Origin of the sequence: Paenibacillus sp. NFR01 (assembly GCF_900111565.1) — a bacterium.
Taxonomy (GTDB): domain Bacteria; phylum Bacillota; class Bacilli; order Paenibacillales; family Paenibacillaceae; genus Paenibacillus_AQ.
This window is the reverse complement of record NZ_FOIK01000009.1, coordinates 36133-56187: the sequence shown is the minus strand read 5'-3', so window position 1 is coordinate 56187 and position 20055 is coordinate 36133. Positions and strand designations below refer to the sequence as shown.

At 48.5% G+C, this 20055-nt stretch carries 36 protein-coding genes; 2 read left to right on the top strand and 34 right to left on the bottom strand.

The genetic code is table 11. The annotated features are described in order from the left end of the window. Positions 1 to 60: 60 nt before the first annotated feature. The 33 genes from rplQ to BMW84_RS23310 form a co-directional block, all read right to left on the bottom strand. Positions 61 to 426 (bottom strand): 50S ribosomal protein L17, encoded by a 366-nt coding sequence (gene rplQ / locus BMW84_RS23470; RefSeq protein WP_091072793.1) that lies wholly within the window; start codon positions 424 to 426, stop codon positions 61 to 63. Positions 427 to 470: 44 nt separating this feature from the next. Next, positions 471 to 1415 carry a DNA-directed RNA polymerase subunit alpha gene (locus BMW84_RS23465; protein WP_091072790.1) on the bottom strand — a complete coding sequence of 315 codons (945 nt, stop codon included), beginning with the start codon at positions 1413 to 1415 and terminating at the stop codon, positions 471 to 473. A 130-nt stretch (positions 1416 to 1545) separates the two neighbouring features. Then, a complete protein-coding gene (rpsK, locus tag BMW84_RS23460) occupies positions 1546 to 1941 on the bottom strand; it encodes a 30S ribosomal protein S11 (RefSeq protein ID WP_020427052.1) in 396 nt (131 codons plus the stop codon). Positions 1942 to 1960: 19 nt separating this feature from the next. Then, positions 1961 to 2329, bottom strand: coding sequence for a 30S ribosomal protein S13 (rpsM, locus tag BMW84_RS23455; protein WP_091072789.1), 369 nt, complete (start codon positions 2327 to 2329; stop codon positions 1961 to 1963). Positions 2330 to 2349: 20 nt separating this feature from the next. Then, positions 2350 to 2463, bottom strand: coding sequence for a 50S ribosomal protein L36 (gene rpmJ, locus BMW84_RS23450; RefSeq protein ID WP_003322638.1), 114 nt, complete (start codon positions 2461 to 2463; stop codon positions 2350 to 2352). 106 nt (positions 2464 to 2569) lie between these two features. Next, on the bottom strand, positions 2570 to 2785 hold the full coding sequence (gene infA / locus BMW84_RS23445) for a translation initiation factor IF-1 (protein WP_006212898.1): 216 nt from the start codon (positions 2783 to 2785) through the stop codon (positions 2570 to 2572). Between the two features lie 14 nt (positions 2786 to 2799). Beyond that, entirely contained in the window at positions 2800 to 3093 is a 294-nt protein-coding gene (locus BMW84_RS23440) for a KOW domain-containing RNA-binding protein (protein ID WP_175499023.1), read from the bottom strand. Between the two features lie 12 nt (positions 3094 to 3105). Then, positions 3106 to 3858, bottom strand: coding sequence for a type I methionyl aminopeptidase (map, locus tag BMW84_RS23435; protein ID WP_091072787.1), 753 nt, complete (start codon positions 3856 to 3858; stop codon positions 3106 to 3108). 3 nt (positions 3859 to 3861) lie between these two features. Next, the gene (locus BMW84_RS23430) at positions 3862 to 4506 is read right to left on the bottom strand and encodes an adenylate kinase (RefSeq protein ID WP_091072785.1); all 645 of its coding nucleotides are present in this window, start codon (positions 4504 to 4506) and stop codon (positions 3862 to 3864) included. A gap of 97 nt (positions 4507 to 4603) precedes the next feature. Beyond that, on the bottom strand, positions 4604 to 5902 hold the full coding sequence (secY, locus tag BMW84_RS23425; RefSeq protein WP_091072783.1) for a preprotein translocase subunit SecY: 1299 nt from the start codon (positions 5900 to 5902) through the stop codon (positions 4604 to 4606). After that, on the bottom strand, positions 5902 to 6342 hold the full coding sequence (gene rplO, locus BMW84_RS23420; RefSeq protein ID WP_091072781.1) for a 50S ribosomal protein L15: 441 nt from the start codon (positions 6340 to 6342) through the stop codon (positions 5902 to 5904). The genes secY and rplO overlap by 1 nt, the downstream gene beginning before the upstream one ends. 40 nt (positions 6343 to 6382) lie before the next feature. Further along, positions 6383 to 6568: a 50S ribosomal protein L30 gene (rpmD, locus tag BMW84_RS23415; RefSeq protein ID WP_091072776.1), complete on the bottom strand. Its 186-nt coding sequence runs from the start codon at positions 6566 to 6568 to the stop codon at positions 6383 to 6385. A gap of 14 nt (positions 6569 to 6582) precedes the next feature. Then, entirely contained in the window at positions 6583 to 7080 is a 498-nt protein-coding gene (gene rpsE, locus BMW84_RS23410; protein WP_091072774.1) for a 30S ribosomal protein S5, read from the bottom strand. A 27-nt stretch (positions 7081 to 7107) separates the two neighbouring features. Beyond that, positions 7108 to 7476: a 50S ribosomal protein L18 gene (gene rplR, locus BMW84_RS23405; protein WP_091072772.1), complete on the bottom strand. Its 369-nt coding sequence runs from the start codon at positions 7474 to 7476 to the stop codon at positions 7108 to 7110. Positions 7477 to 7561: 85 nt separating this feature from the next. After that, positions 7562 to 8104, bottom strand: a complete 543-nt coding sequence (rplF, locus tag BMW84_RS23400) for a 50S ribosomal protein L6 (RefSeq protein WP_091072770.1) — start codon at positions 8102 to 8104, stop codon at positions 7562 to 7564. A 30-nt stretch (positions 8105 to 8134) separates the two neighbouring features. Beyond that, a complete protein-coding gene (gene rpsH / locus BMW84_RS23395; RefSeq protein ID WP_039877390.1) occupies positions 8135 to 8533 on the bottom strand; it encodes a 30S ribosomal protein S8 in 399 nt (132 codons plus the stop codon). Positions 8534 to 8565: 32 nt separating this feature from the next. Continuing rightward, positions 8566 to 8751: a type Z 30S ribosomal protein S14 gene (locus BMW84_RS23390; protein WP_036589425.1), complete on the bottom strand. Its 186-nt coding sequence runs from the start codon at positions 8749 to 8751 to the stop codon at positions 8566 to 8568. A gap of 41 nt (positions 8752 to 8792) precedes the next feature. Further along, on the bottom strand, positions 8793 to 9335 hold the full coding sequence (gene rplE, locus BMW84_RS23385; protein WP_091072767.1) for a 50S ribosomal protein L5: 543 nt from the start codon (positions 9333 to 9335) through the stop codon (positions 8793 to 8795). Positions 9336 to 9365: 30 nt separating this feature from the next. Continuing rightward, a complete protein-coding gene (rplX, locus tag BMW84_RS23380; protein WP_091072764.1) occupies positions 9366 to 9719 on the bottom strand; it encodes a 50S ribosomal protein L24 in 354 nt (117 codons plus the stop codon). Between the two features lie 49 nt (positions 9720 to 9768). Beyond that, positions 9769 to 10137: a 50S ribosomal protein L14 gene (rplN, locus tag BMW84_RS23375; RefSeq protein WP_091072762.1), complete on the bottom strand. Its 369-nt coding sequence runs from the start codon at positions 10135 to 10137 to the stop codon at positions 9769 to 9771. Between the two features lie 38 nt (positions 10138 to 10175). Next, a complete protein-coding gene (rpsQ, locus tag BMW84_RS23370; protein WP_091072760.1) occupies positions 10176 to 10442 on the bottom strand; it encodes a 30S ribosomal protein S17 in 267 nt (88 codons plus the stop codon). A gap of 46 nt (positions 10443 to 10488) precedes the next feature. Then, positions 10489 to 10686, bottom strand: a complete 198-nt coding sequence (gene rpmC, locus BMW84_RS23365; RefSeq protein ID WP_091072758.1) for a 50S ribosomal protein L29 — start codon at positions 10684 to 10686, stop codon at positions 10489 to 10491. Then, positions 10676 to 11110 (bottom strand): 50S ribosomal protein L16, encoded by a 435-nt coding sequence (gene rplP / locus BMW84_RS23360; RefSeq protein WP_091072755.1) that lies wholly within the window; start codon positions 11108 to 11110, stop codon positions 10676 to 10678. Before rplP ends, rpmC begins: the two co-directional genes overlap by 11 nt. Positions 11111 to 11112: 2 nt before the next feature. After that, the gene (gene rpsC / locus BMW84_RS23355) at positions 11113 to 11778 is read right to left on the bottom strand and encodes a 30S ribosomal protein S3 (RefSeq protein WP_091072753.1); all 666 of its coding nucleotides are present in this window, start codon (positions 11776 to 11778) and stop codon (positions 11113 to 11115) included. Positions 11779 to 11791: 13 nt separating this feature from the next. Beyond that, positions 11792 to 12124 (bottom strand): 50S ribosomal protein L22, encoded by a 333-nt coding sequence (gene rplV, locus BMW84_RS23350; protein ID WP_091072751.1) that lies wholly within the window; start codon positions 12122 to 12124, stop codon positions 11792 to 11794. 34 nt (positions 12125 to 12158) lie between these two features. After that, positions 12159 to 12437, bottom strand: coding sequence for a 30S ribosomal protein S19 (gene rpsS, locus BMW84_RS23345; protein ID WP_091072748.1), 279 nt, complete (start codon positions 12435 to 12437; stop codon positions 12159 to 12161). Positions 12438 to 12508: 71 nt separating this feature from the next. After that, complete coding sequence (gene rplB, locus BMW84_RS23340; protein WP_091072745.1) at positions 12509 to 13339, bottom strand: 50S ribosomal protein L2; 831 nt, start codon at positions 13337 to 13339, stop codon at positions 12509 to 12511. A gap of 28 nt (positions 13340 to 13367) precedes the next feature. Then, positions 13368 to 13661, bottom strand: coding sequence for a 50S ribosomal protein L23 (gene rplW / locus BMW84_RS23335; protein ID WP_091072742.1), 294 nt, complete (start codon positions 13659 to 13661; stop codon positions 13368 to 13370). Continuing rightward, positions 13661 to 14284 carry a 50S ribosomal protein L4 gene (gene rplD, locus BMW84_RS23330; protein ID WP_091072739.1) on the bottom strand — a complete coding sequence of 208 codons (624 nt, stop codon included), beginning with the start codon at positions 14282 to 14284 and terminating at the stop codon, positions 13661 to 13663. Before rplD ends, rplW begins: the two co-directional genes overlap by 1 nt. A 26-nt stretch (positions 14285 to 14310) precedes the next feature. Further along, complete coding sequence (rplC, locus tag BMW84_RS23325) at positions 14311 to 14934, bottom strand: 50S ribosomal protein L3 (RefSeq protein WP_091072737.1); 624 nt, start codon at positions 14932 to 14934, stop codon at positions 14311 to 14313. A gap of 37 nt (positions 14935 to 14971) precedes the next feature. After that, complete coding sequence (gene rpsJ / locus BMW84_RS23320) at positions 14972 to 15280, bottom strand: 30S ribosomal protein S10 (protein ID WP_091072734.1); 309 nt, start codon at positions 15278 to 15280, stop codon at positions 14972 to 14974. Positions 15281 to 15513: 233 nt separating this feature from the next. Beyond that, a complete protein-coding gene (locus BMW84_RS23315; RefSeq protein ID WP_091072731.1) occupies positions 15514 to 16863 on the bottom strand; it encodes a globin-coupled sensor protein in 1350 nt (449 codons plus the stop codon). 171 nt (positions 16864 to 17034) lie between these two features. Beyond that, positions 17035 to 17748, bottom strand: coding sequence for a Crp/Fnr family transcriptional regulator (locus tag BMW84_RS23310; RefSeq protein WP_091072729.1), 714 nt, complete (start codon positions 17746 to 17748; stop codon positions 17035 to 17037). Positions 17749 to 17912: 164 nt separating this feature from the next. Here BMW84_RS23310 and BMW84_RS23305 point away from each other — a divergent pair, with 164 nt between their 5' ends. After that, on the top strand, positions 17913 to 18365 hold the full coding sequence (locus tag BMW84_RS23305; RefSeq protein ID WP_091072726.1) for a V4R domain-containing protein: 453 nt from the start codon (positions 17913 to 17915) through the stop codon (positions 18363 to 18365). 24 nt (positions 18366 to 18389) lie between these two features. After that, entirely contained in the window at positions 18390 to 18734 is a 345-nt protein-coding gene (locus BMW84_RS23300; RefSeq protein WP_254773124.1) for a cupin domain-containing protein, read from the top strand. Positions 18735 to 18864: 130 nt separating this feature from the next. Here the strand turns inward: BMW84_RS23300 and tuf are convergent, their stop codons facing one another. Then, positions 18865 to 20055, bottom strand: coding sequence for an elongation factor Tu (gene tuf, locus BMW84_RS23295; protein ID WP_091072720.1), 1191 nt, complete (start codon positions 20053 to 20055; stop codon positions 18865 to 18867).

Below are 20055 nucleotides of genomic sequence, written 5' to 3'. Positions count from 1 at the left end.
CCCTGCAGCACAATAACGTTAAGCCTTTCTGACAAAACCGGAAATCATTGCTTGCCTGATCTACGCGCGGTCTACCAGTTCCAGATAAACCATAGGCGCAGCGTCGCCACGACGAGGACCCAGTTTCAGGATACGGGTGTATCCGCCTGGACGCTCGCTGTAACGAGGAGCGATTTCGGAGAACAGTTTTTGGATTGCATCTTGTTCACCGTCAACGGTCTCGCGGCGAACGAAAGCTGCTACTTGACGACGTGCGTGAAGGTCACCCTTCTTTGCTTTCGTGATCAGTTTCTCGGCGATGGAACGAACTTCCTTCGCTTTGGCTTCCGTTGTTTGGATGCGCTCGTATAAGAACAGATCCGTTACCATGTCGCGGAACAAAGCTTTGCGCGCGCTGGAGTCACGGCCCAATTTTTGGTATGCCATTTATTTTCCCTCCTTCACTCAAGTACTCAAGCTTAAACTTCGGGCTATTCTTCTGTGCGAAGACCCAAACCGAGCTCCTCGAGCTTCTCTTGAACTTCTTCCAAAGATTTGCGGCCGAGGTTACGGACCTTCATCATATCTTCTTCCGTTTTCGTGGTCAGCTCTTGCACGGTATTGATACCGGCACGTTTGAGGCAGTTGTAGGAACGAACAGAAAGATCAAGCTCTTCGATAGTCATCTCAAGCACTTTTTCTTTTTTGTCTTCTTCTTTTTCAACCATAATTTCGGCGTCTTTCGCTTCGTCCGTAAGTCCTACGAACAAAACGAGGTGCTCGTTCAAAATTTTGGCTCCGAGGCTTACAGCCTCTTCCGGTCTAATGCTGCCATCTGTCCATACTTCAAGCGTCAATTTATCGTAGTTGGTCACTTGACCAACACGAGTGTTGTCGATGACATAATTAACGCGGGAAATAGGCGTGTAGATGGAGTCAACCGGAATGACACCGATTGGCTGGTCTTCGCGTTTATTCCGATCCGCTTGGACATAGCCACGGCCCCGACCTGCAAAAATACGCATATGAAGTCTCGCACCTGGTCCCAGCGTTGCAATATGAAGATCCGGATTCAGGATTTCGACATCGCTATCCGCACGGATATCTCCGGCGGTCACGATGCCTTCCCCTTCGGCGTCGATTTCAAACACTTTCTCTTCGTCTGAATGGATTTTCAGAGAAAGAGCTTTAAGGTTCAAAATGATCTCCGTCACGTCTTCCATTACGCCAGGAACGGTGGAGAACTCATGCAGAACGCCGTCAATTTGAACCGATGTTACTGCTGCTCCCGGCAGGGAGGACAACAGAATCCGGCGAAGCGAGTTCCCCAGCGTCGTGCCATATCCACGTTCCAGCGGTTCAACTACGAATTTCCCATAGGTTCCTTCATCATTCGCTTCTACGGTTTCAATCTTCGGCTTTTCGATTTCTATCACGAGTGTACCCTCCTTCAAACGTCGCTCCTATATGAAACTGTCACCCCATCAGGTGTATCATGTAGTATGCCTAAACACCTATTATTAGCAGATGCGTCAGAATTATACCACAATCACAATTCTGATTTCACTATACGCGACGACGTTTTGGCGGACGGCATCCATTGTGAGGAACCGGAGTTACGTCTTTAATAAGGTTTACTTCAAGACCAGCGGCTTGAAGGGAACGGATGGCTGCTTCGCGGCCCGCGCCCGGTCCTTTAACCATAACTTCAACGGATTTCATGCCGTGTTCCATAGCTGCCTTAGCGGCAGTTTCGGCTGCCATTTGCGCTGCAAACGGAGTCGATTTACGGGAACCCTTGAATCCTTGGCCGCCGGAGCTTGCCCAGGAAATTGCATTGCCGTGCGGATCCGTGATGGTAACGATGGTGTTGTTGAACGTGGAACGGATGTGTGCCACGCCACTTTCGATATTTTTACGGTCGCGACGTTTTGTACGTACGACTTTTTTCGGTTTAGCCATTGTCTCTTATCCCCCCTTATTATTTCTTTTTGTTTGCTACCGTACGACGCGGGCCTTTCCGGGTACGGGCATTGGTTTTGGTACGTTGACCGCGAACAGGCAATCCACGACGGTGGCGAACACCGCGGTAGCAACCGATCTCGGTAAGACGTTTAATATTCAAGGAAATTTCACGACGCAGGTCACCTTCAACCTTGACCGATTTGTCGATCGTTTCACGAAGTTTGCTGACCTCATCTTCCGTCAGATCACGGACACGTGTGTTAACGTCAATGCCTGTTTCTTTAAGGATTTTCTGGGAAGTCGTTTTACCGATTCCGAAAATATAAGTCAAGGCGATCTCAACGCGTTTGTCACGTGGCAAATCCACACCAGCTATACGAGCCATTTTACGCTACACCCCCTTCTTTAACCTTGTTTTTGTTTGTGTTTCGGATTTTCGCAAATCACCATTACTGTACCTTTGCGGCGAATGACTTTGCATTTTTCGCAAATCGGTTTTACAGAAGGTCTAACCTTCATGTTCATTACCTCCTCAACGTTTTACATTAGTAAAACTGACTTCATAAATGATTCACTCAGTTTTACTTAAGTAAAACTGGGTTCGAAAGCATACGTATAGTTCCGTCTATTTACGGTAAGTTATACGGCCTTTGGTTAAATCATAAGGCGATAACTGCACGACTACTTTGTCCCCGGTAAGGATACGGATGAAGTGCATCCGCAATTTGCCGGACACATGAGCCAGAATTTGATGACCGTTCTCGAGTTCGACCTTAAATGTTGCATTAGGCAGCGGCTCAATGACCGTTCCTTCCACTTCAATGACATCTTCCTTAGCCACAGTCAGTCTCCTTTCTAATCAGCACTTATTACAGCGGGTTTGCCGTACTTCGCGACCGCGAAGCGCAGCTTTCCGTTGGTTACCCTTCCGGTCTCCTGCAGGCTGTTCACAATCTCACTGGCAACGAAGGGGATAAGCTCGAGGTGCTGAATGTTTTTCTTCTTCGGCCCGTCGAACTTCCGTTTCTCTCCGTCGGCAATGAATACGAATCTGCTATCGATAACTGCGATAACAACGGCAACCTCTCCGGCATCTTTGCCTTTGAGAATTCTCACCAATTGACCAACCTGCGGGGTATTTCCACTCATCACGGAGATCACCTACGCATTCAGTTTTGTGAAAATTTCCATGCCGTCCGGCGTAACCGCCACTGTATGCTCGAAATGGGCGCACAGCGAGCCGTCGACCGTAACGACCGTCCAGTTGTCTTCCAATGTTTTGACATATCGTTCCCCTGCGTTTACCATCGGTTCAATCGCGAGCACCATGCCCGGCTTCAGACGAGGTCCGCGGTCCGCTATGCCATAGTTTGGAATTTGCGGTTCTTCATGCAGTTCTGTCCCGATGCCATGCCCGACATACTCGCGGACGACGGAAAATCCGGCATCCTCGATATATTTCTGGATCGCATGGGAGATTGTAAACAGGCGCACGCCCGGTTTGACTAACGCCAGTCCCGCGTACAGCGAGCCTTCCGTGACGTCCAGCAATTGCTGGGCCTCTGCAGAAATGCTGCCTACGCCGTAGGTCCAGGCGGAATCTCCGTGGTACCCGCGGTACTCCGCACCGATATCCAGCGTCACGATGTCGCCTTCAACCAGTTTGCGTTTCCCCGGAAACCCATGCACCAACTGTTCGTTGACTGAAGCGCAAATGTTGGCAGGAAAACCGTTGTACCCTTTGAAAGACGGCACAGCACCTTGACTGCGGATGTACTCATCGGCGATTCTGTCGAGTTCCCCCGTTGTGATCCCGGGCTCAATAGCCTCAGCAATCAGACGGTGACTCTCGGCAACAATTCGACCAGCTTCCCTCATAAAGGCAAGTTCCTGTTCGGATTTACAGATGATCATACATTAACCCCGCAGCAAAGATACGATTTCGGAAGTAACGGCGTTGATTTCGTTCTCTCCGTTTACCTGACGCAAAAGACCTTTATTGTCATAAAATGCGAGCAGCGGCGCTGTTTTGTTATCATACTCATCCAGGCGTTTGCCCACACTCTCTTCATTGTCATCAGGACGTTGATACAATTCGCCGCCATCCACATCGCAAATGCCTTCTTGCTTCGGCGGGTTGAAAATTAGATGGTAGGATCTTCCGCAAACTTTACAGATCCGGCGGCCGGTCAGGCGCGCCATGAGCAGTCCACGGTCCACATTCAGGTTGATGACATGATCCAGCGAAGCGTTTCGGCGGCTCAGAATCTCATCCAGCGCTTCCGCTTGCGAAAGGGTTCTTGGAAAACCATCCAATAAGAAACCTTTTTCGCAATCGGACTGCTGCAGCCGTTCTTCCACGATACCGATGGTTACGTCATCAGGCACAAGCAATCCTTGGTCCATGTAGGACTTGGCTTTAAGGCCAATCGGAGTATTCTGCGAAATCGCCAGGCGAAATGCATCGCCCGTAGAAATATGCGGAATCCCCATCTCCTTCACGATCTCAGCCGCTTGCGTACCTTTTCCTGCCCCAGGAGGGCCCATGAATAAAATGTTCACGATTTTCTTTTCCCCCCTAAAACTTCGCACCAAGCAAGAAACAGCACAATAGGTGCCGGGAAGTCAATGAAACGAGCGCTTCGCCGGAACCTATCGCCTATTTATTGATGAAGCCTTTGTAATGGCGTTTGATCAATTGGCTTTCGATCTGCTTCATCGTGTCCAGTGCTACGCCGATAACGATCAGCAGCGAGGTACCGCCAATCTTAACGGAGCGAGGCAGGCCTGACAAGTTCGCAAAGACTATCGGCAGCAAGGAGATCAGGGCCAAGAAAATCGCGCCGGACATTGTCAGGCGAGTCAATACCTTGGTCAAATATTTCTCGGTTGCTTTCCCTGGACGAACACCTGGGACGTAGCCGCCATTCTTCTTCATATTCTCAGCCATTTGCTGCGGGTTCATCTGGACGAACGTGTAGAAGAACGTAAATCCGATGATCATGATCACATAGAGTACCATGCCGAGCGGCTTGTCATATGCAAGATTGCTGGCAACCCATTTAGCCCATTCATGCGTGGACCAGAAACTCGATATTACAATTGGGAACTGGAGCAGGGACACGGCGAAGATGACCGGAATAACGCCTGCCGCATTGATTTTAAGCGGAATATGCGTATTCTGTCCACCGTACATTTTGTTACCAACAACGCGCTTGGCGTATTGTACCGGAATTTTCCGGATACCTTGTTGTACAAAAATGACCGCTGCAATAATCGCGATAACCACGATTACTACAATAACGACTTTAAGAATATTCAGGAAAGTCTGATCCGGTTGGATAAAGCTCGATGAAGCTGCTGCAGAGAAATATCCCGGTATGGCGGCGACGATTCCCGCAAAAATCAGGATCGAAATCCCGTTACCTATTCCCTTTTCCGTGATCTGTTCACCAAGCCACATCAAGAACGATGTGCCCGCTGTCAGGACGATCGCAATGAGCAGATAATCCGCAAATGTAGCATTCGGAATCATTTCGGTGTTATACAACCGGTTGAACCCGATCGATGTTGCAAACGCCTGAATCAGACCGAGTACTACAGTACCGTAACGTGTGACTTGCGCAAGCTGCTTTTTCCCGTGCTCCCCTTGTTTAGCCCATTCGGCAAACTTAGGAATAACATCCATCGACAAGAGCTGCACGATGATGGATGCTGTGATGTACGGGTAAATGCTGATTGCGAAAATCGAGAAGTTTTTGAGCGCTCCACCCGAGAAGGTGTTCAAAAGACCCATCAAAGCTTCTCCGCTTTGATTCGCTGCTTCCAGTGCTTCCTTGTTCACACCTGGAACCGGTACATACGAACCGATACGGTAGATGATCAGAACGAACAGGGTAAACAGGATCTTTTTGCGCAAATCTTCAACATGCCAAATATTCTTAAGCGTCTTGAACATTAGATCACCTCGGATTTACCGCCGGCAGCCTCGATTTTCTCTACCGCAGATTGGGAGAACTTATTTGCTTGGACAGTCAATTTAACTGTAAGTTCGCCATTGCCGAGGATCTTGATGCCGCTCTTGGTATTCTTGACAACACCAGTCTCAACAAGCAACTGTGGAGTCACTTCTGTACCTTCAGCAAAGCTGTTCAGATCTTCCAGGTTTACAATCGCATACTCTTTACGGGTAGGATTGAGGAAACCACGTTTAGGCAGACGACGATAGAGTGGGTTTTGACCACCCTCGAAGCCAGGACGGACACCACCGCCGGAACGAGCGTTTTGACCCTTGTTACCGCGACCGGAAGTTTTACCGTTACCGCTACTAGGACCGCGACCAACGCGGTTGCGTTCTTTGCGGGAGCCAGGAGCTGGAGCAAGTTCATGTAACTTCATCGTTTGCACCTCCTTATGTTTGTGTTTGTATGTGTGGCGTTTAGCCTTCGATTTCGGTGACTTTCAGCAAGTGGCTAACTTGGTTGATCATTCCGCGAATTGCCGGAGTATCGTTGTGAACCACTGTGGAATTCGTCTTACGCAGGCCGAGCGTCTTAACCGTAACACGTTGTGTTTCAGGACGTCCGATTACACTGCGAACGAGGGTAATTTGCAATTTTGCCATTGACGTTCCCCTCCTTAACCGCGCAGTTCTTCGACAGATTTGCCGCGAAGTTTCGCGACTTCTTCAATACGTTTCAGGCGGGAAAGTCCCTCCAGAGTCGCATTGACCATGTTCATGGAATTCGAAGAACCCAGAGATTTTGTCAAGATATCGCCAACGCCTGCCAGTTCCAGTACCGCACGAACAGGACCGCCGGCGATAACGCCAGTACCTTCGGATGCCGGTTTCAAGAGCACGCGTCCTGCGCCGAAATGTCCGGTAACCAGATGCGGGATCGAAGTTCCTACGATTGGAATGTGAATCAGGTTTTTCTTGGCGTCTTCAATGCCTTTACGGATGGCATCCGGAACTTCGCCGGCTTTACCGATTCCTGCACCGACATAGCCTTTGCCGTCGCCCACAACTACGAGTGCGCTGAAGCTGAAACGGCGTCCGCCTTTTACAACTTTTGCAACACGGTTGATGTGTACAACTCTTTCTGTCAGTTCTAAACTGTTCGGATCTACACGCAAGTCGTTAACCTCCTTTTAAGAATTGTTCTAGAATTCAAGACCAGCTTCACGAGCTGCGTCAGCCAAAGCTTGAATCCGTCCATGGTACAGGTATCCACCGCGATCGAATACAATCGCTGTATGTCCTTTTGCTTTTGCACGCTCAGCGATCAGTTGACCTACTTTAGCTGCAGCTTCTACGCTGCCGCCGTTGCCGATGGATGCAGTCAGCTCTTTATCAAGTGTCGAAGCGGAAGCGAGCGTTACGCCAGCCACGTCATCGATCAGTTGTGCATAAATGTGTTTCGAAGAACGGAACACGTTCAAACGCGGACGCTCAACAGTACCCTGGATCTTCGTGCGAACACGCAGGTGTCTTTTGAGACGAGCCTTGTTTTTATCGCCTTTAGTAATCATGACTTCCTATTCACTCCTTTCAGTTTGCCGCTAGGCAGCTTCACTTACAGACGCACGGAGTATCTTACGAAGAAGAAGAGGCCGGTTATTTCTTCTTACCGGCTTTACCTTCCTTACGGATGATACGTTCGCCTTCATATTTGATACCTTTGCCTTTGTATGGCTCAGGTTCGCGTACGGAACGAATTTTAGCGGCATATGCGCCAACGCGTTCTTTGTCGATGCCTTTAACGATGATCTTGGTGTTGGCAGGAACTTCGAACTCGATGCCTGCTTCCGGTGTGATTTCAACCGGGTGGGAGTAGCCCACGTTCAGGACGATTTTATCTCCGGATTTGCTTGCACGATATCCGACCCCAACCAATTCCAGAGATTTCGAGAACCCTTCAGTTACACCGCTAACCATGTTGCTGACAACGGAGCGGGTTGTGCCGTGAAGCGAACGATGCAATTTGTTGTCCGACGGGCGAACAACGAGGATTTCGTTATTTTCAACCGTAACCTTCATGTCTTTATGAAGTTCACGAGTCAAAGTGCCTTTTGGACCTTTAACTGTAATCACGGTGTTGTTCAGTGTTACATCTACACCGCTAGGTACTGCGATTGGCTTGCGACCAATACGAGACATGTGTTGCACCTCCTTATCTTGTGACGTTTATTACCAAACGTAGCAGACAACTTCTCCGCCCGATTTAGATTGACGAGCTTCTTTGTCGGTCATAACTCCCTTGGAAGTGGAGATAATCGCGATGCCCAGACCGCCGAGTACACGAGGAACTTCGTTGCTCTTCGTGTAAACGCGAAGGCCTGGTTTACTGATTCTTTTCAGACCAGAGATAACGCGCTCTTGGTTAGGACCGTATTTCAGGAAAATACGGATAATCCCTTGTTTGCTGTCTTCGACGAATTCAGCATCACGAATGAAGCCTTCACGCTTCAGAATGTCCGCGATTTGTTTCTTCATAGTAGAAGCAGGCATTTCTACTGTTTCGTGACGCACGATGTTGGCGTTACGAATACGAGTAAGCATATCTGCAATAGGATCAGACATAGTCATGTGTGTAAACCTCCTTCCCGTTTATAAACTTCTTACCAACTTGCTTTTTTCACGCCAGGAATCTGGCCTTTATAAGCTAACTCACGGAAGCAAATTCTGCAAATTTTGAACTTTTGCAGTACCGAGTGTGGACGACCGCAACGCTCGCAGCGTGTATATGCACGCACTTTGAATTTAGGCTCGCGTTGTTGTTTGACTTTCATCGAAGTTTTTGCCACTTTAGCCTGACACCTCCCAAACCTTTTCGGAGAATTTGTTGTTACTTAGTGAAAGGCATTCCCAGCTGGTTGAGCAGCTCACGGGATTCCTCGTCCGTCTTAGCAGTCGTTACGATAACGATATCCATACCGCGTACTTTATCAACTTTATCGTACTCGATTTCCGGGAAAATCAGTTGTTCTTTCAGACCCAGCGTATAGTTGCCGCGTCCGTCGAACGCTTTGGTCGACACGCCGCGGAAGTCGCGTACGCGTGGAAGCGTTACGTTGAACAATTTGTCCAGGAAGTAGTACATCCGTTCGCCGCGCAGGGTTACTTTAACACCGATCGGCATGTTTTCGCGCAGTTTGAAACCGGCGATGGATTTCTTTGCTCTGGTGATAACCGGCTTTTGACCAGCGATCAGCTGCATGTCGTTTACTGCGGAATCAAGCACTTTCGAGTTTTGTACGGCGTCACCCACACCCATGTTGATGACAACCTTCTCGATCTTAGGTACTTGCATAACCGTTGTATAGTTGAACTTCTGCATCAGAGCAGGCGTGATTTCATTCAAATAACGTTCTTTCATTCTTGCTGCCATGAAGAATTTACCTCCTTTCTTTAGGACTTATTAGTCGATAATCTCTCCGGATTTCTTAGCTACGCGCACCTTTTTGCCGTTGTCGAGCACTTTGTAGCCGATACGGGTAACTTTACCGCTCTTCGGATCAACATGCATTACGTTGGACACGTGGATCGAAGCTTCCTGTTCGATGATTCCGCCTTGCGGATTCAGCTGGTTCGGCTTTTGGTGTTTCTTCACCATGTTCACGCCTTCGACCAGCACGCGGTTTTCGCGAGGATAAGCAGCGATGACACGGCCTTTTTTGCCTTTGTCCTTACCGCTGATCACGATCACCACATCATCTTTTTTCACGTGCAGATTATTGTTATGGGATTCCAGAACTTTTTTTACTCTAGGCATTCATTACACCTCCTAAAACACTAAATGGCCAGGCTCTATATGGAACTTCTTAGATAACTTCCGGTGCCAAGGAAACGATCTTCATGTAGTCCTTATCGCGAAGTTCGCGGGCCACAGGTCCGAAGATACGAGTTCCGCGTGGGCTTCTGTCGTCTTTAACAACTACAGCCGCGTTTTCGTCGAATGCGATGTAAGAACCGTCTTTACGGCGAACGGAACGTTTCGTACGAACCACAACCGCTTTAACTACATCACCTTTTTTGACAACGCCGCCTGGTGTTGCTTGTTTTACGGAGCAAACGATCAGGTCACCGATGGCTGCTGTACGACGTCCAGTACCACCCAGTACACGGATACACATCAGTTCCTTCGCACCGGAGTTGTCAGCCACTTGCAAACGTGTAAATGGTTGAATCATTATTAATTTCCTCCTTCCGGGAAAACTTTCTGATTATCTTAGATGATAACCGCTTTTTCAACCACTTCAACCAGTCTCCAGCGTTTGTCTTTGGAGAGCGGACGAGTTTCCATGATTTTCACGGTGTCACCGATTTTTGCGATGTTTTCTTCATCATGTGCCTTGAATTTCTTCGTGGACTTGATGCGTTTGTGGTACAGGTCATGCTTCTTGTAGGTTTCAACGGCGATTACGATCGTTTTGTCCATTTTGTCGCTGACCACTTTACCGATTTGCACTTTACGTGCGTTACGTTCTTCGCTCATTAGTTAGCCTCCTTCCTGAATACGGATCATAGTATCCGTCCTCAACTTAACTAATCCCAAGTACTCTTTCATGGATGACGGTTTTAGCACGAGCTATTTCCTTACGCACATCACGAATCCGAGTCGGGTTATCCAGCTGGCCGGTAGCCAATTGGAAACGGAGATTGAAAAGCTCTTCCTTGAATCCGGCGATCTTTTGTTCAATCTCGGCAGTGGTTAAGTTGCGAAGTTCATTAGCTTTCATTTGCTTCACCACCCAATTCTTCACGTTTCACAAACTTAGTCTTAACAGGCAGCTTGTGAGCCGCAAGACGCATCGCTTCACGAGCGATCTCTTCCGACACGCCTCCGAGTTCGAACATAATCTTGCCCGGTTTAACGACTGCTACCCACTTTTCTACGTTACCTTTACCGCTACCCATCCGGACCTCAAGAGGCTTTTGAGTAATCGGTTTGTCAGGGAAAATCTTGATCCAAACTTGGCCGCCCCGTTTGATGTAACGAGTCATCGCGATACGGGCTGCTTCGATTTGGCGGTTAGTTACCCAGGATGGTTCAAGAGCTTGCAGACCGAATTCGCCGAAGTTCAGCGTGGTGCCGCCTTTTGCCATACCTTTCATGTGACCGCGTTGTTGCTTGCGGTGTTTAACGCGTTTTGGTACCAACATGATTAGTTGCCTCCTTCCTGAACAGCTTGTTTCTTAGCTGCGGGAAGAACTTCTCCACGGTAGATCCATACTTTTACGCCGATACGGCCATAAGTGGTATGAGCTTCAGCCGTTCCGTAGTCGATATCGGCACGAAGCGTATGAAGTGGAACTGTTCCTTCGCTGTAACCTTCAGAACGGGCGATCTCAGCGCCGCCAAGACGACCGCCAACTTGTGTTTTGATTCCTTTGGCGCCTGCACGCATAGTTCTTTGGATAGCTTGTTTCAGCGCACGACGGAACGATACACGACGTTCCAATTGTTGCGCGATGCTTTCAGCAACCAAGATTGCGTCCAGTTCCGGATGTTTGATTTCATTGATGTTAATATGCACTTTTTTGCCGCCGGCGATAGCGGTAACCGCGCTGCGAAGTACTTCCACTTCAGCGCCGCCTTTACCAATTACCATACCCGGTTTAGCAGTGTGAATTGTAACATTCACGCGGCTTGCCGCTCTTTCGATCTCAATGCGGGAAACAGCGGAATCCTTCAATTTGCCCTTCAGGTATTCCCGGATTTTAACGTCTTCCATTAAAAGAGTACCGAAATCTTTGCCTGCATACCATTTGGATTCCCAATCACGAATGATACCGATTCGGAGTCCGACTGGATTTACCTTTTGACCCACGTGTTATCCCTCCTTATTTCTCAGATACCACCAAAGTGATGTGGCTCGTGCGTTTATTGATCCGGCTAGCGCGGCCCATAGCGCGCGGACGGAAACGTTTCATCGTTGGACCTTGGTTAACGAAGATCTCGCTAACGAACAAGTTGTTCACGTCCATCGAGTAGTTGTGCTCGGCATTGGCGATCGCCGAGTTCAGCAGCTTCTCAACGACCGGAGAAGCGGACTTCGGAGTGTGGCGAAGAATTGCAATGGCTTCCCCCACTTGCTTGCCGCGAATCAGGTCAACAACCAGTTTCGCTTTACGAGCAGAAATCCGTACCGATCTAGCGTGTGCTTTTGCTTCCATTTGTTTACCCTCCTCTCGAACAGAGAACTAGTTCTTATCTTCTTGTTTTCTTATCGTCATTCGCGTGGCCTTTGTAAGTACGTGTTGGCGCGAACTCGCCCAACTTGTGACCTACCATATCTTCCGTTACGTATACAGGCACGTGCTTACGGCCGTCATATACACCAAACGTATGTCCGATAAATTGAGGGAAAATGGTTGAGCGACGGGACCAGGTTTTAACCACGACTTTCTTTTCTGCCGCGTTCAGTTCCTCAACTTTTTTCAGCAGGTAGCCATCGATGAACGGCCCCTTTTTCAAACTGCGACCCATGTGTAAATCCTCCCTTCATCCGGTTTCTCAAACCGCGAATCGACGCTTCGCGCTAACTTGCTTGAAGCGTCTTATTTCGTGCGGCGGCGTACGATATATTTATCAGAAGCCTTGTTTTTCTTACGCGTTTTGTAACCGAGGGTTGGTTTGCCCCAAGGAGACATAGGCGATTTCCGTCCGATTGGAGCGCGGCCTTCACCACCACCGTGAGGGTGATCGTTAGGGTTCATGACGACACCGCGTACTTCAGGACGTTGTCCGAGCCAGCGGCTACGTCCGGCTTTACCGATCTTCACGAGTTCGTGATCTTCGTTGCCTACGGAACCGATGGTAGCGCGGCAAACGCTGAGGATTCTGCGAACTTCGCCGGAAGTCAGGCGTACGGAAACGTATTTTTCTTCTTTACCAAGAAGTTGAGCTTCAGTACCGGCAGCGCGTACCAATTGTCCGCCTTTGCCTGGTTTCAGCTCGATGTTGTGGATAACTGTACCTACCGGAATATTTTCCAGAGGAAGGCTGTTACCGATTTTGATGTCGGAATTAGGTCCCGATTCAACTTTATCCCCAACTTTAAGGCCTTTAGGAGCGATGATGTAACGTTTCTCCCCGTCGGCATAGTGGATCAAAGCGATATTCGATGTACGGTTCGGGTCATACTCGATTGTAGCAACGGTTCCTGGTATGCCGTCTTTCGTACGTTTGAAGTCGATGATACGGTATTTACGTTTGTGTCCGCCGCCATGGTGACGAACCGTAATTTTACCTTGGTTGTTGCGGCCGGCTTTTTTGCTCAGCGGCGCCAACAACGATTTCTCAGGCTGGTTTGTGGTGATTTCCTCAAACGTCGACACGGACATGCCGCGTCTTGCCGGAGATGTCGGTTTGTACTTTTTGATTGGCACTTAAGTTCCCTCCTTACTTCAAGAGTTATTATTCTACCGCTTCAAAGAACTCGAGCGGCTTGCTGTCCGGGCTGAGCTTCACGATGGCTTTTTTCCACTCTGGAGTATATCCGGAGTATTTGCCATAGCGTTTCAGTTTGCCAGGTACGCGCATCGTGTTCACACTAACAACTTTAACTTTGAAAATAGCCTCAACGGCCTGTTTGATTTCGGTTTTGTTAGCACGGATATCCACTTCAAAAGCGTACTTCAAATCGCTCATGTATTCGGATGTGCGTTCCGTAATCACCGGACGCTTGATAATATCGCGAGGATCTTTCATTATGCGAACACCTCCTCAACCTTCAGAACTGCATCCTTCGTGATGATCAGTTTGTCATGCGTCAGGACGTCAAGAACATTGATGCCGTCAGCTGCTACAAACTTCACTCCAGGGATGTTACGGGCGGAAAGAGCAACGTTGTCGTCGTAGCTAGGAGCTACGATCAGCGCTTTGCTGTCCACTTTCAGATTGTTCAGAATGGCTGCGAATTCTTTCGTCTTCGGAGCATTCAGGGTCAGGCTGTCAAGTACGATGATGTCCTGCTCAAGCACTTTAGAGGACAATGCGGATTTGATGGCCAGACGGCGAACTTTCTTAGGCAGTTTCCAGGAATAGCTGCGTGGAGTTGGTCCGAAGACTACGCCGCCGCCTTTCCATTGTGGAGCACGGATAGAGCCTTGACGAGCGCGACCTGTACCTTTTTGTTTCCAAGGCTTACGTCCGCCGCCACGCACTTCAGAGCGTCCTTTAACTTTATGTGTACCGCGACGAAGGGAAGCTCTTTGCAGCAGCACAGCTTCGTGCAGGACATGCACGTTCGGTTCGATACCGAATACTGTTTCGCTCAATTCAACTTCGCCGACTTCGTTGCCGCTGATATTAAACAGTGTTACTTTTGGCATTTCATGTTCCTCCTTTCTTCGAGAAATTATTTCTTAACTGTTTGTTTCACTTTCACAAAGCTGTTCTTAGGGCCTGGGATGGCGCCTTTAACCAGCAATACATTGCGTTCTGCGTCTACGCGGATGATCTCCAGCTTTTGAACCGTTACGGTCGTGTGACCCATATGTCCTGGCAAGTGTTTGCCCTTAGGAACGCGGTTAGCTTGGATGGAACCCATGGAACCCGGTCTTCTATGGTAACGGGAGCCGTGAGCCATTGGTCCGCGGCTTTGTCCCCAACGTTTGATAACGCCTTGGAAGCCTTTACCCTTGGTTGTGCCGGTTACGTCAACAAATTCGCCTTCTGCAAAAATGTCGGCTTTCAGCTCTTGTCCAACCTCGAGTGTCCCGAGGTCAACACCGCGAATTTCGCGAACGTAGCGCTTAGGTGTTGCGTTTGCCTTTTTGGCGTGACCTTGTTCAGGCTTGTTGGAACGGCTTTCTTTCTTGTCGGAGAAACCGAGTTGAACCGCTTCGTATCCATCAGTAGCCAGGTCTTTCTTTTGCAGTACCACACAAGGGCCAGCTTCGATTACAGTAACAGCTACTACGTTACCTTCCGGAGTGAACACTTGAGTCATACCGAGTTTTTTTCCCAAGATACCTTTCATGTTGACACCTCTTTTCTTTACCTAAATGGCAGTATTATTACAGTTTGATTTCGATATCTACACCGGACGGCAGGTCCAAGCGCATCAAGGCATCCACAGTTTGCGGCGTAGGATTCACGATGTCGATCAGACGTTTGTGAGTACGCATTTCAAACTGCTCACGGGAATCCTTGTACTTGTGCACCGCACGGAGAATAGTTACTACTTGCTTCTCGGTTGGCAGCGGGATCGGCCCGGATACACCAGCACCGGAACGTTTTGCTGTTTCAACGATTTTCTCTGCGGATTGATCAAGAATTCTGTGGTCGTATGCTTTCAAGCGGATACGAATTTTTTGCTTTGCCATTTTAGTCCCTCCTTCTATCGCCCAATTTATTATCGGACATACTCCGTGAAAATTTTCTGACGTCGACCTCATGGCAAAGGGGCCGGGTGTGTCAGTAACCTCTCACATCATCGCAACGTCTCAGAACAACATTCATTATTATATAGAATAGGCGAACACTTTGCAAGCAAAAATAAAAAACAACGCATAATTTTTTTCATACGTTGTTTTTCTTCTATATATATGCGGTTCCATTAAAGATTCTGGGTCGCCGACTTAAAGTATTCTGCCGATGCTGCGGTCTGCGCGGTTGTGGAACCAATTCCTTCGATGGTCTGAATCAGCACCTTGATTTCTTCTTCTACGGTTACAATCTCCTGCGTACTAGTCTGCATGGACTCCACAATATCTTTAAACAAACGGCTTGTATTGGCGGATTGATGTTTGCCGCTTTCGGTCAATTCCTGTACCTTGCGGATCTCATCCACGACCTGTGCGGTTAACGCTCCGGATTTACGGGTTAAGTCGCCAATTCGGACGACAGTCGTACGTGTATCCTCCGCCAGCCGGCTAACCTCATTGGCCACAACGCTGAAACCTCGGCCGTGCTCGCCGGCTCTGGCTGCTTCAATTGTAGCATTTAGCGCTAGAATTTTGGTCTGCGAGGCAATGCCTTCAACGGCGGCGACGATTTTCTGGATCTGCAGCGATGAGCCATTCAGCTCATTAACGGAACGTTCCATCTCATTCGTACTCTCATAGATCAGGTTAATCTGACCGGAAAGGCTATCCAGATGCTCATGCCCGTCTTTAGCCATTCCCTGCGAATCGAGCGCCGATGCGGCCGTACGCCGAAATGTATTGTTCACTTCGTTGCTGCTTGCAACGAGCTGTTCTACTGCCGCATTCGTATCCATGCTGAGGTCGATCAGCTCTCCGCTGAATTCGGCGATTTTCTGCTTCAACTCATCCTTCACCAGCTGGTACTGCATTTCTTTTTCTTCAATATTCGCTTTCTCGTACGCTTCAAGCACCAGCTGCTGTTCGAGGCTGAGAAGCTTGGTAACGGTCTGCACAATCTTTAGACGTTCCATATCATTACCGGTCTCATTATAGATCTCTGCGATAAAGACATTTTGCAAATTCTGAAACGCGGACAAATACCACTTCGGCTCCAACCCCACTCGCTTATGTATATTGGCGATTGTCAGTCGTTTGGCGATATACTGCTCATCCACTTTACCGTCAAAAATCTCGATAATATGCTGCCGGAGCGTTTTCTTGAGCCGCTCGATACTGCTGTGCTCCTGAATAATGGCCTCCAGCTTCTCCACACCCAGTACTGTATTGTAGAATTGCTCTGTGATGTAGTCGATGTTTTGTTCTACAATCGGTTTCAACCGGCGGAGAAGCACAAGATCCTCCTCCGTCAAATCAATCATGCGCATCTGTTCATTTAGTTCTCCATGCCCGGATAGGTTATGGAATGCCTGTGTGACAGCGGGAGCAGAATTGTGGCCGTCCTCGGACTGGCGGGCGGGAGAACCCTCATTGAAACTTCGTGAATCTTTGCCATGCAAAAACGAAAAAGGACATTTACCCATATTCTACACTCCCTAAATCTCTCAAATAGCTGCAGACGTTACAAATGTAGTGTACTCGATAGATCGGGAATATGTAAAGAATTTTAAGTAAAATTTTGGTGAAAAATGCCGAATATAGCGTGTATATTGTTATTTCATGTCGAATACTTAGGCACAAAGTACCTTTCTTCTTTAATAGGCGTGCTCGGCTAACTCTCTTAGCGCACCTATATCCAGAATTTCTACCCTCCGCCGGTGCATGGCGATCATCCGGCCAGCTTCAAATTTACCTAGTTTGCGGCTAAGCGTTTCGGCTGAAGTTCCGATCATAGCAGCAACTTCTTTTTTTGCGGCCGGCAACTGAATGACTGGATTACCCTCGGTAACATACAAATCCGCGTCGTTTCGGGAATACAGATATAAAATCAGCCTGGCTAGCCTTTTCTCCACCTCCAGGATATGCATCGCCCCAGCCTGCTCATCGGCTTGATGTAATTGCTCGCTTAACGACATTAAAAAGCTGTACGATAGCGCTGCGCTTTGCTCCAATAGCGGCAGGAATTCATCGCGGTGAATCCGGCAAATACCACCTCCCTCAACGACTTCCGCATTCACATAATTTTTTTTCTGATGCAAAAGGGCAAATTGGCCAAAATAGTCGCCCGGAAATAAAAAGCGAAGAACATGCTGTCTGCCTTCTTTGCTGCCTTGGGTCAGTTTTATCAGACCGCTTCTTACGATATATAATGAATCCGATGGTTCTCCCTCTCTAAATATCACGCTTCCCCGCATATAATGCCGAGTGTCGACGATCGCTTCTACGGCCTTACGTTCAACCTCGGGCAACCCTTTGAATACCGGTACCTCTCGGATACAGGAATTAGCACCGCATGCCGAGCATTTCATGGACTTCCCCCCAATCAGGTTCTATTTTTACCATAACAAGGATCTGTCTTCGTTCTCGTGATTGCCCTCACAAATTTATAAATTCTTGATTTGAATCAAGGAATCGCCTGCCGGCACCGTATACAATGGAAGCATAGACAAAGCATCGCTGGGAGAGATTGAAGATGGAACAATACCGTTTTTCGGATATGAAAAAAATCGAACGCACCCAATTAGGCGAATCGGTTCCGCTTGAATTATTCCGTACCATCCGGTTGATCGGGATGAATCAGGGGCTGCCTATGGGCGGCAAAGCCACCACAGTCACGATTGGCCGAAAAATCGGCGAAAGCCTGCCCGTTTCCACAGTCGAGGAACTGCTTCAGCTATTTGAGGAACTTAAGATTGGTTTACCCCGCATCGTTCATAGCAGCCAGCATAAAATCAACATTGCCGTGGAGGATTGTTTTTGTAAAGGTCTCCCCTCCCTCGATGATGAGAAAATGGTATGCGATCTGGAAGGTGCAATACTGGAAGGCGCGCTGGGTAAAATAATGGGAAGACGTGTAACCGTACGAGAAATTAAATGCAATGTTGCCGGTCATGAACACTGCGAATATGAAGTCACGTTGTATTAAAATTAAACCGAAGGGTTGGAGAAAATGATGGAGAAAAAGAATTTATCCGAAGCTATTCAATACATGGAAGAGCGTTTTACAAAGAAAATTTTATTTCAACGCGGAGAGAGCGTCGTTTTTGTACTGAACTTTATGCCTGGCCAGCAGCTCCCCGCGCATAAACATCCCGGATCGGATGTTTATATTCTGGCACTGGAGGGCAGCGGCACGATGCTTGTAGATGAATCCGAGCATTCGCTGTCCAAAGGCGAAACGATTCATATTGGTGGGGAAGAAACCTTTGCTTATCGCAATGACGGGGCCGAACCCGCCAGTCTGCATGTCGTTTTAAGCAAAGTGCCTAGCCCGGCTTATGCCAAAGAGATTTAATGAGCACCTTAAAAACCCGGTCGCTACGAAAGTGGCAACCGTTTTTTTTATCCACAGCAAAAAGAAAAGACCCTTCATATGAAGGGTCTTATTCTTATCCACATGAGGATATCCCAAAGGATATCTTCAATTATTTTTGGATGGAAGCAACGGAACCGGCGCCAACTGTACGGCCGCCTTCACGAATGGAGAACTTAGTTCCTTCTTCGATAGCGATCGGGGAGATCAGTTGAACGGTAACGGTGATGTTGTCACCAGGCATAACCATTTCAGTACCTTCTGGCAGGTTGATGATACCAGTTACGTCCGTTGTACGGAAGTAGAACTGTGGACGGTAGCCAGTGAAGAAAGGTTTGTGACGTCCGCCTTCTTCTTTGGTCAGGACGTAGATTTGCGCCGTGAACTCAGTGTGTGGGTTAACGGAGTTTGGCTTAGCCAATACTTGACCGCGCTCGATTTGGTTACGGTCAACACCGCGCAGCAGGGCGCCGATGTTGTCGCCAGCTTGAGCGGAATCCAGGAGTTTACGGAACATTTCAACGCCCGTAACAACGGATTTTTTCTTGTCTTCATGAATACCAACGATTTCGACTTCTTCGCCAACTTTAACTGTTCCGCGTTCTACGCGGCCAGTTGCCACGGTACCGCGGCCAGTGATGGAGAATACGTCTTCGACTGGCATCAAGAAAGGCTTGTCAGTTTGACGTTCTGGCAGTGGGATGTAAGTATCGATCGTTTCGAACATTTCAACGATCTTTTGAGCCCATTCGCCGTCTGGGTTTTGCAGAGCTTCACGAGCGGAACCGCGAACGATTGGAGTATCGTCGCCTGGGAAGTCGTATTCGCTCAGCAGATCGCGAACTTCCATTTCAACCAGTTCCAAGAGCTCTTCGTCTTCAACCATGTCGCATTTGTTCAGGAATACGACGATGTAAGGAACGCCTACTTGGCGGGACAGCAGGATGTGTTCGCGAGTTTGCGGCATTGGGCCGTCAGCTGCGGATACAACCAGGATCGCGCCGTCCATTTGAGCAGCGCCGGTGATCATGTTTTTAACATAGTCGGCGTGTCCTGGGCAGTCAACGTGTGCATAGTGACGAGCAGGTGTTTCATATTCAACGTGAGCGGTGGAGATAGTGATACCGCGTTCGCGTTCTTCTGGAGCTTTGTCGATTTGGTCGAATGCTACAGCAGCACCGCCGTATTTTTTGGACAATACAGTTGTGATTGCAGCAGTCAGAGTCGTTTTACCATGGTCGACGTGACCGATAGTACCGATATTAACGTGCGGTTTAGTACGTTCAAACTTTGCCTTTGCCAT

Bases quoted from the DNA above. Each gene is read 5' to 3' on its own strand.
- rplQ (WP_091072793.1), bottom strand. From the start codon at position 426: ATGGCATACCAAAAATTGGGCCGTGACTCCAGCGCGCGCAAAGCTTTG.
- rpsK (WP_020427052.1), bottom strand. From the start codon at position 1,941: ATGGCTAAACCGAAAAAAGTCGTACGTACAAAACGTCGCGACCGTAAA.
- rpsM (WP_091072789.1), bottom strand. From the start codon at position 2,329: ATGGCTCGTATAGCTGGTGTGGATTTGCCACGTGACAAACGCGTTGAG.
- rpmJ (WP_003322638.1), bottom strand. From the start codon at position 2,463: ATGAAGGTTAGACCTTCTGTAAAACCGATTTGCGAAAAATGCAAAGTC.
- BMW84_RS23440 (WP_175499023.1), bottom strand. From the start codon at position 3,093: ATGAGTGGAAATACCCCGCAGGTTGGTCAATTGGTGAGAATTCTCAAA.
- map (WP_091072787.1), bottom strand. From the start codon at position 3,858: ATGATCATCTGTAAATCCGAACAGGAACTTGCCTTTATGAGGGAAGCT.
- secY (WP_091072783.1), bottom strand. From the start codon at position 5,902: ATGTTCAAGACGCTTAAGAATATTTGGCATGTTGAAGATTTGCGCAAA.
- rplO (WP_091072781.1), bottom strand. From the start codon at position 6,342: ATGAAGTTACATGAACTTGCTCCAGCTCCTGGCTCCCGCAAAGAACGC.
- rpmD (WP_091072776.1), bottom strand. From the start codon at position 6,568: ATGGCAAAATTGCAAATTACCCTCGTTCGCAGTGTAATCGGACGTCCT.
- rplR (WP_091072772.1), bottom strand. From the start codon at position 7,476: ATGATTACTAAAGGCGATAAAAACAAGGCTCGTCTCAAAAGACACCTG.
- rplF (WP_091072770.1), bottom strand. From the start codon at position 8,104: ATGTCTCGTATTGGTCGCAAGCCAATCGCAGTACCTAGCGGTGTAGAT.
- rpsH (WP_039877390.1), bottom strand. From the start codon at position 8,533: ATGACTATGTCTGATCCTATTGCAGATATGCTTACTCGTATTCGTAAC.
- rplE (WP_091072767.1), bottom strand. From the start codon at position 9,335: ATGGCAGCAAGAATGAAAGAACGTTATTTGAATGAAATCACGCCTGCT.
- rplX (WP_091072764.1), bottom strand. From the start codon at position 9,719: ATGCCTAGAGTAAAAAAAGTTCTGGAATCCCATAACAATAATCTGCAC.
- rplN (WP_091072762.1), bottom strand. From the start codon at position 10,137: ATGATTCAACCATTTACACGTTTGCAAGTGGCTGACAACTCCGGTGCG.
- rpsQ (WP_091072760.1), bottom strand. From the start codon at position 10,442: ATGAGCGAAGAACGTAACGCACGTAAAGTGCAAATCGGTAAAGTGGTC.
- rpmC (WP_091072758.1), bottom strand. From the start codon at position 10,686: ATGAAAGCTAATGAACTTCGCAACTTAACCACTGCCGAGATTGAACAA.
- rplP (WP_091072755.1), bottom strand. From the start codon at position 11,110: ATGTTGGTACCAAAACGCGTTAAACACCGCAAGCAACAACGCGGTCAC.
- rplV (WP_091072751.1), bottom strand. From the start codon at position 12,124: ATGGAAGCAAAAGCACACGCTAGATCGGTACGGATTTCTGCTCGTAAA.
- rpsS (WP_091072748.1), bottom strand. From the start codon at position 12,437: ATGGGTCGCAGTTTGAAAAAGGGGCCGTTCATCGATGGCTACCTGCTG.
- rplW (WP_091072742.1), bottom strand. From the start codon at position 13,661: ATGAAAGATCCTCGCGATATTATCAAGCGTCCGGTGATTACGGAACGC.
- rplD (WP_091072739.1), bottom strand. From the start codon at position 14,284: ATGCCAAAAGTAACACTGTTTAATATCAGCGGCAACGAAGTCGGCGAA.
- rplC (WP_091072737.1), bottom strand. From the start codon at position 14,934: ATGAAAGGTATCTTGGGAAAAAAACTCGGTATGACTCAAGTGTTCACT.
- rpsJ (WP_091072734.1), bottom strand. From the start codon at position 15,280: ATGGCAAAGCAAAAAATTCGTATCCGCTTGAAAGCATACGACCACAGA.
- BMW84_RS23315 (WP_091072731.1), bottom strand. From the start codon at position 16,863: ATGGGTAAATGTCCTTTTTCGTTTTTGCATGGCAAAGATTCACGAAGT.
- BMW84_RS23310 (WP_091072729.1), bottom strand. From the start codon at position 17,748: ATGAAATGCTCGGCATGCGGTGCTAATTCCTGTATCCGAGAGGTACCG.
- BMW84_RS23305 (WP_091072726.1), top strand. From the start codon at position 17,913: ATGGAACAATACCGTTTTTCGGATATGAAAAAAATCGAACGCACCCAA.
- BMW84_RS23300 (WP_254773124.1), top strand. From the start codon at position 18,390: ATGATGGAGAAAAAGAATTTATCCGAAGCTATTCAATACATGGAAGAG.
- tuf (WP_091072720.1), bottom strand. From the start codon at position 20,055: ATGGCAAAGGCAAAGTTTGAACGTACTAAACCGCACGTTAATATCGGT.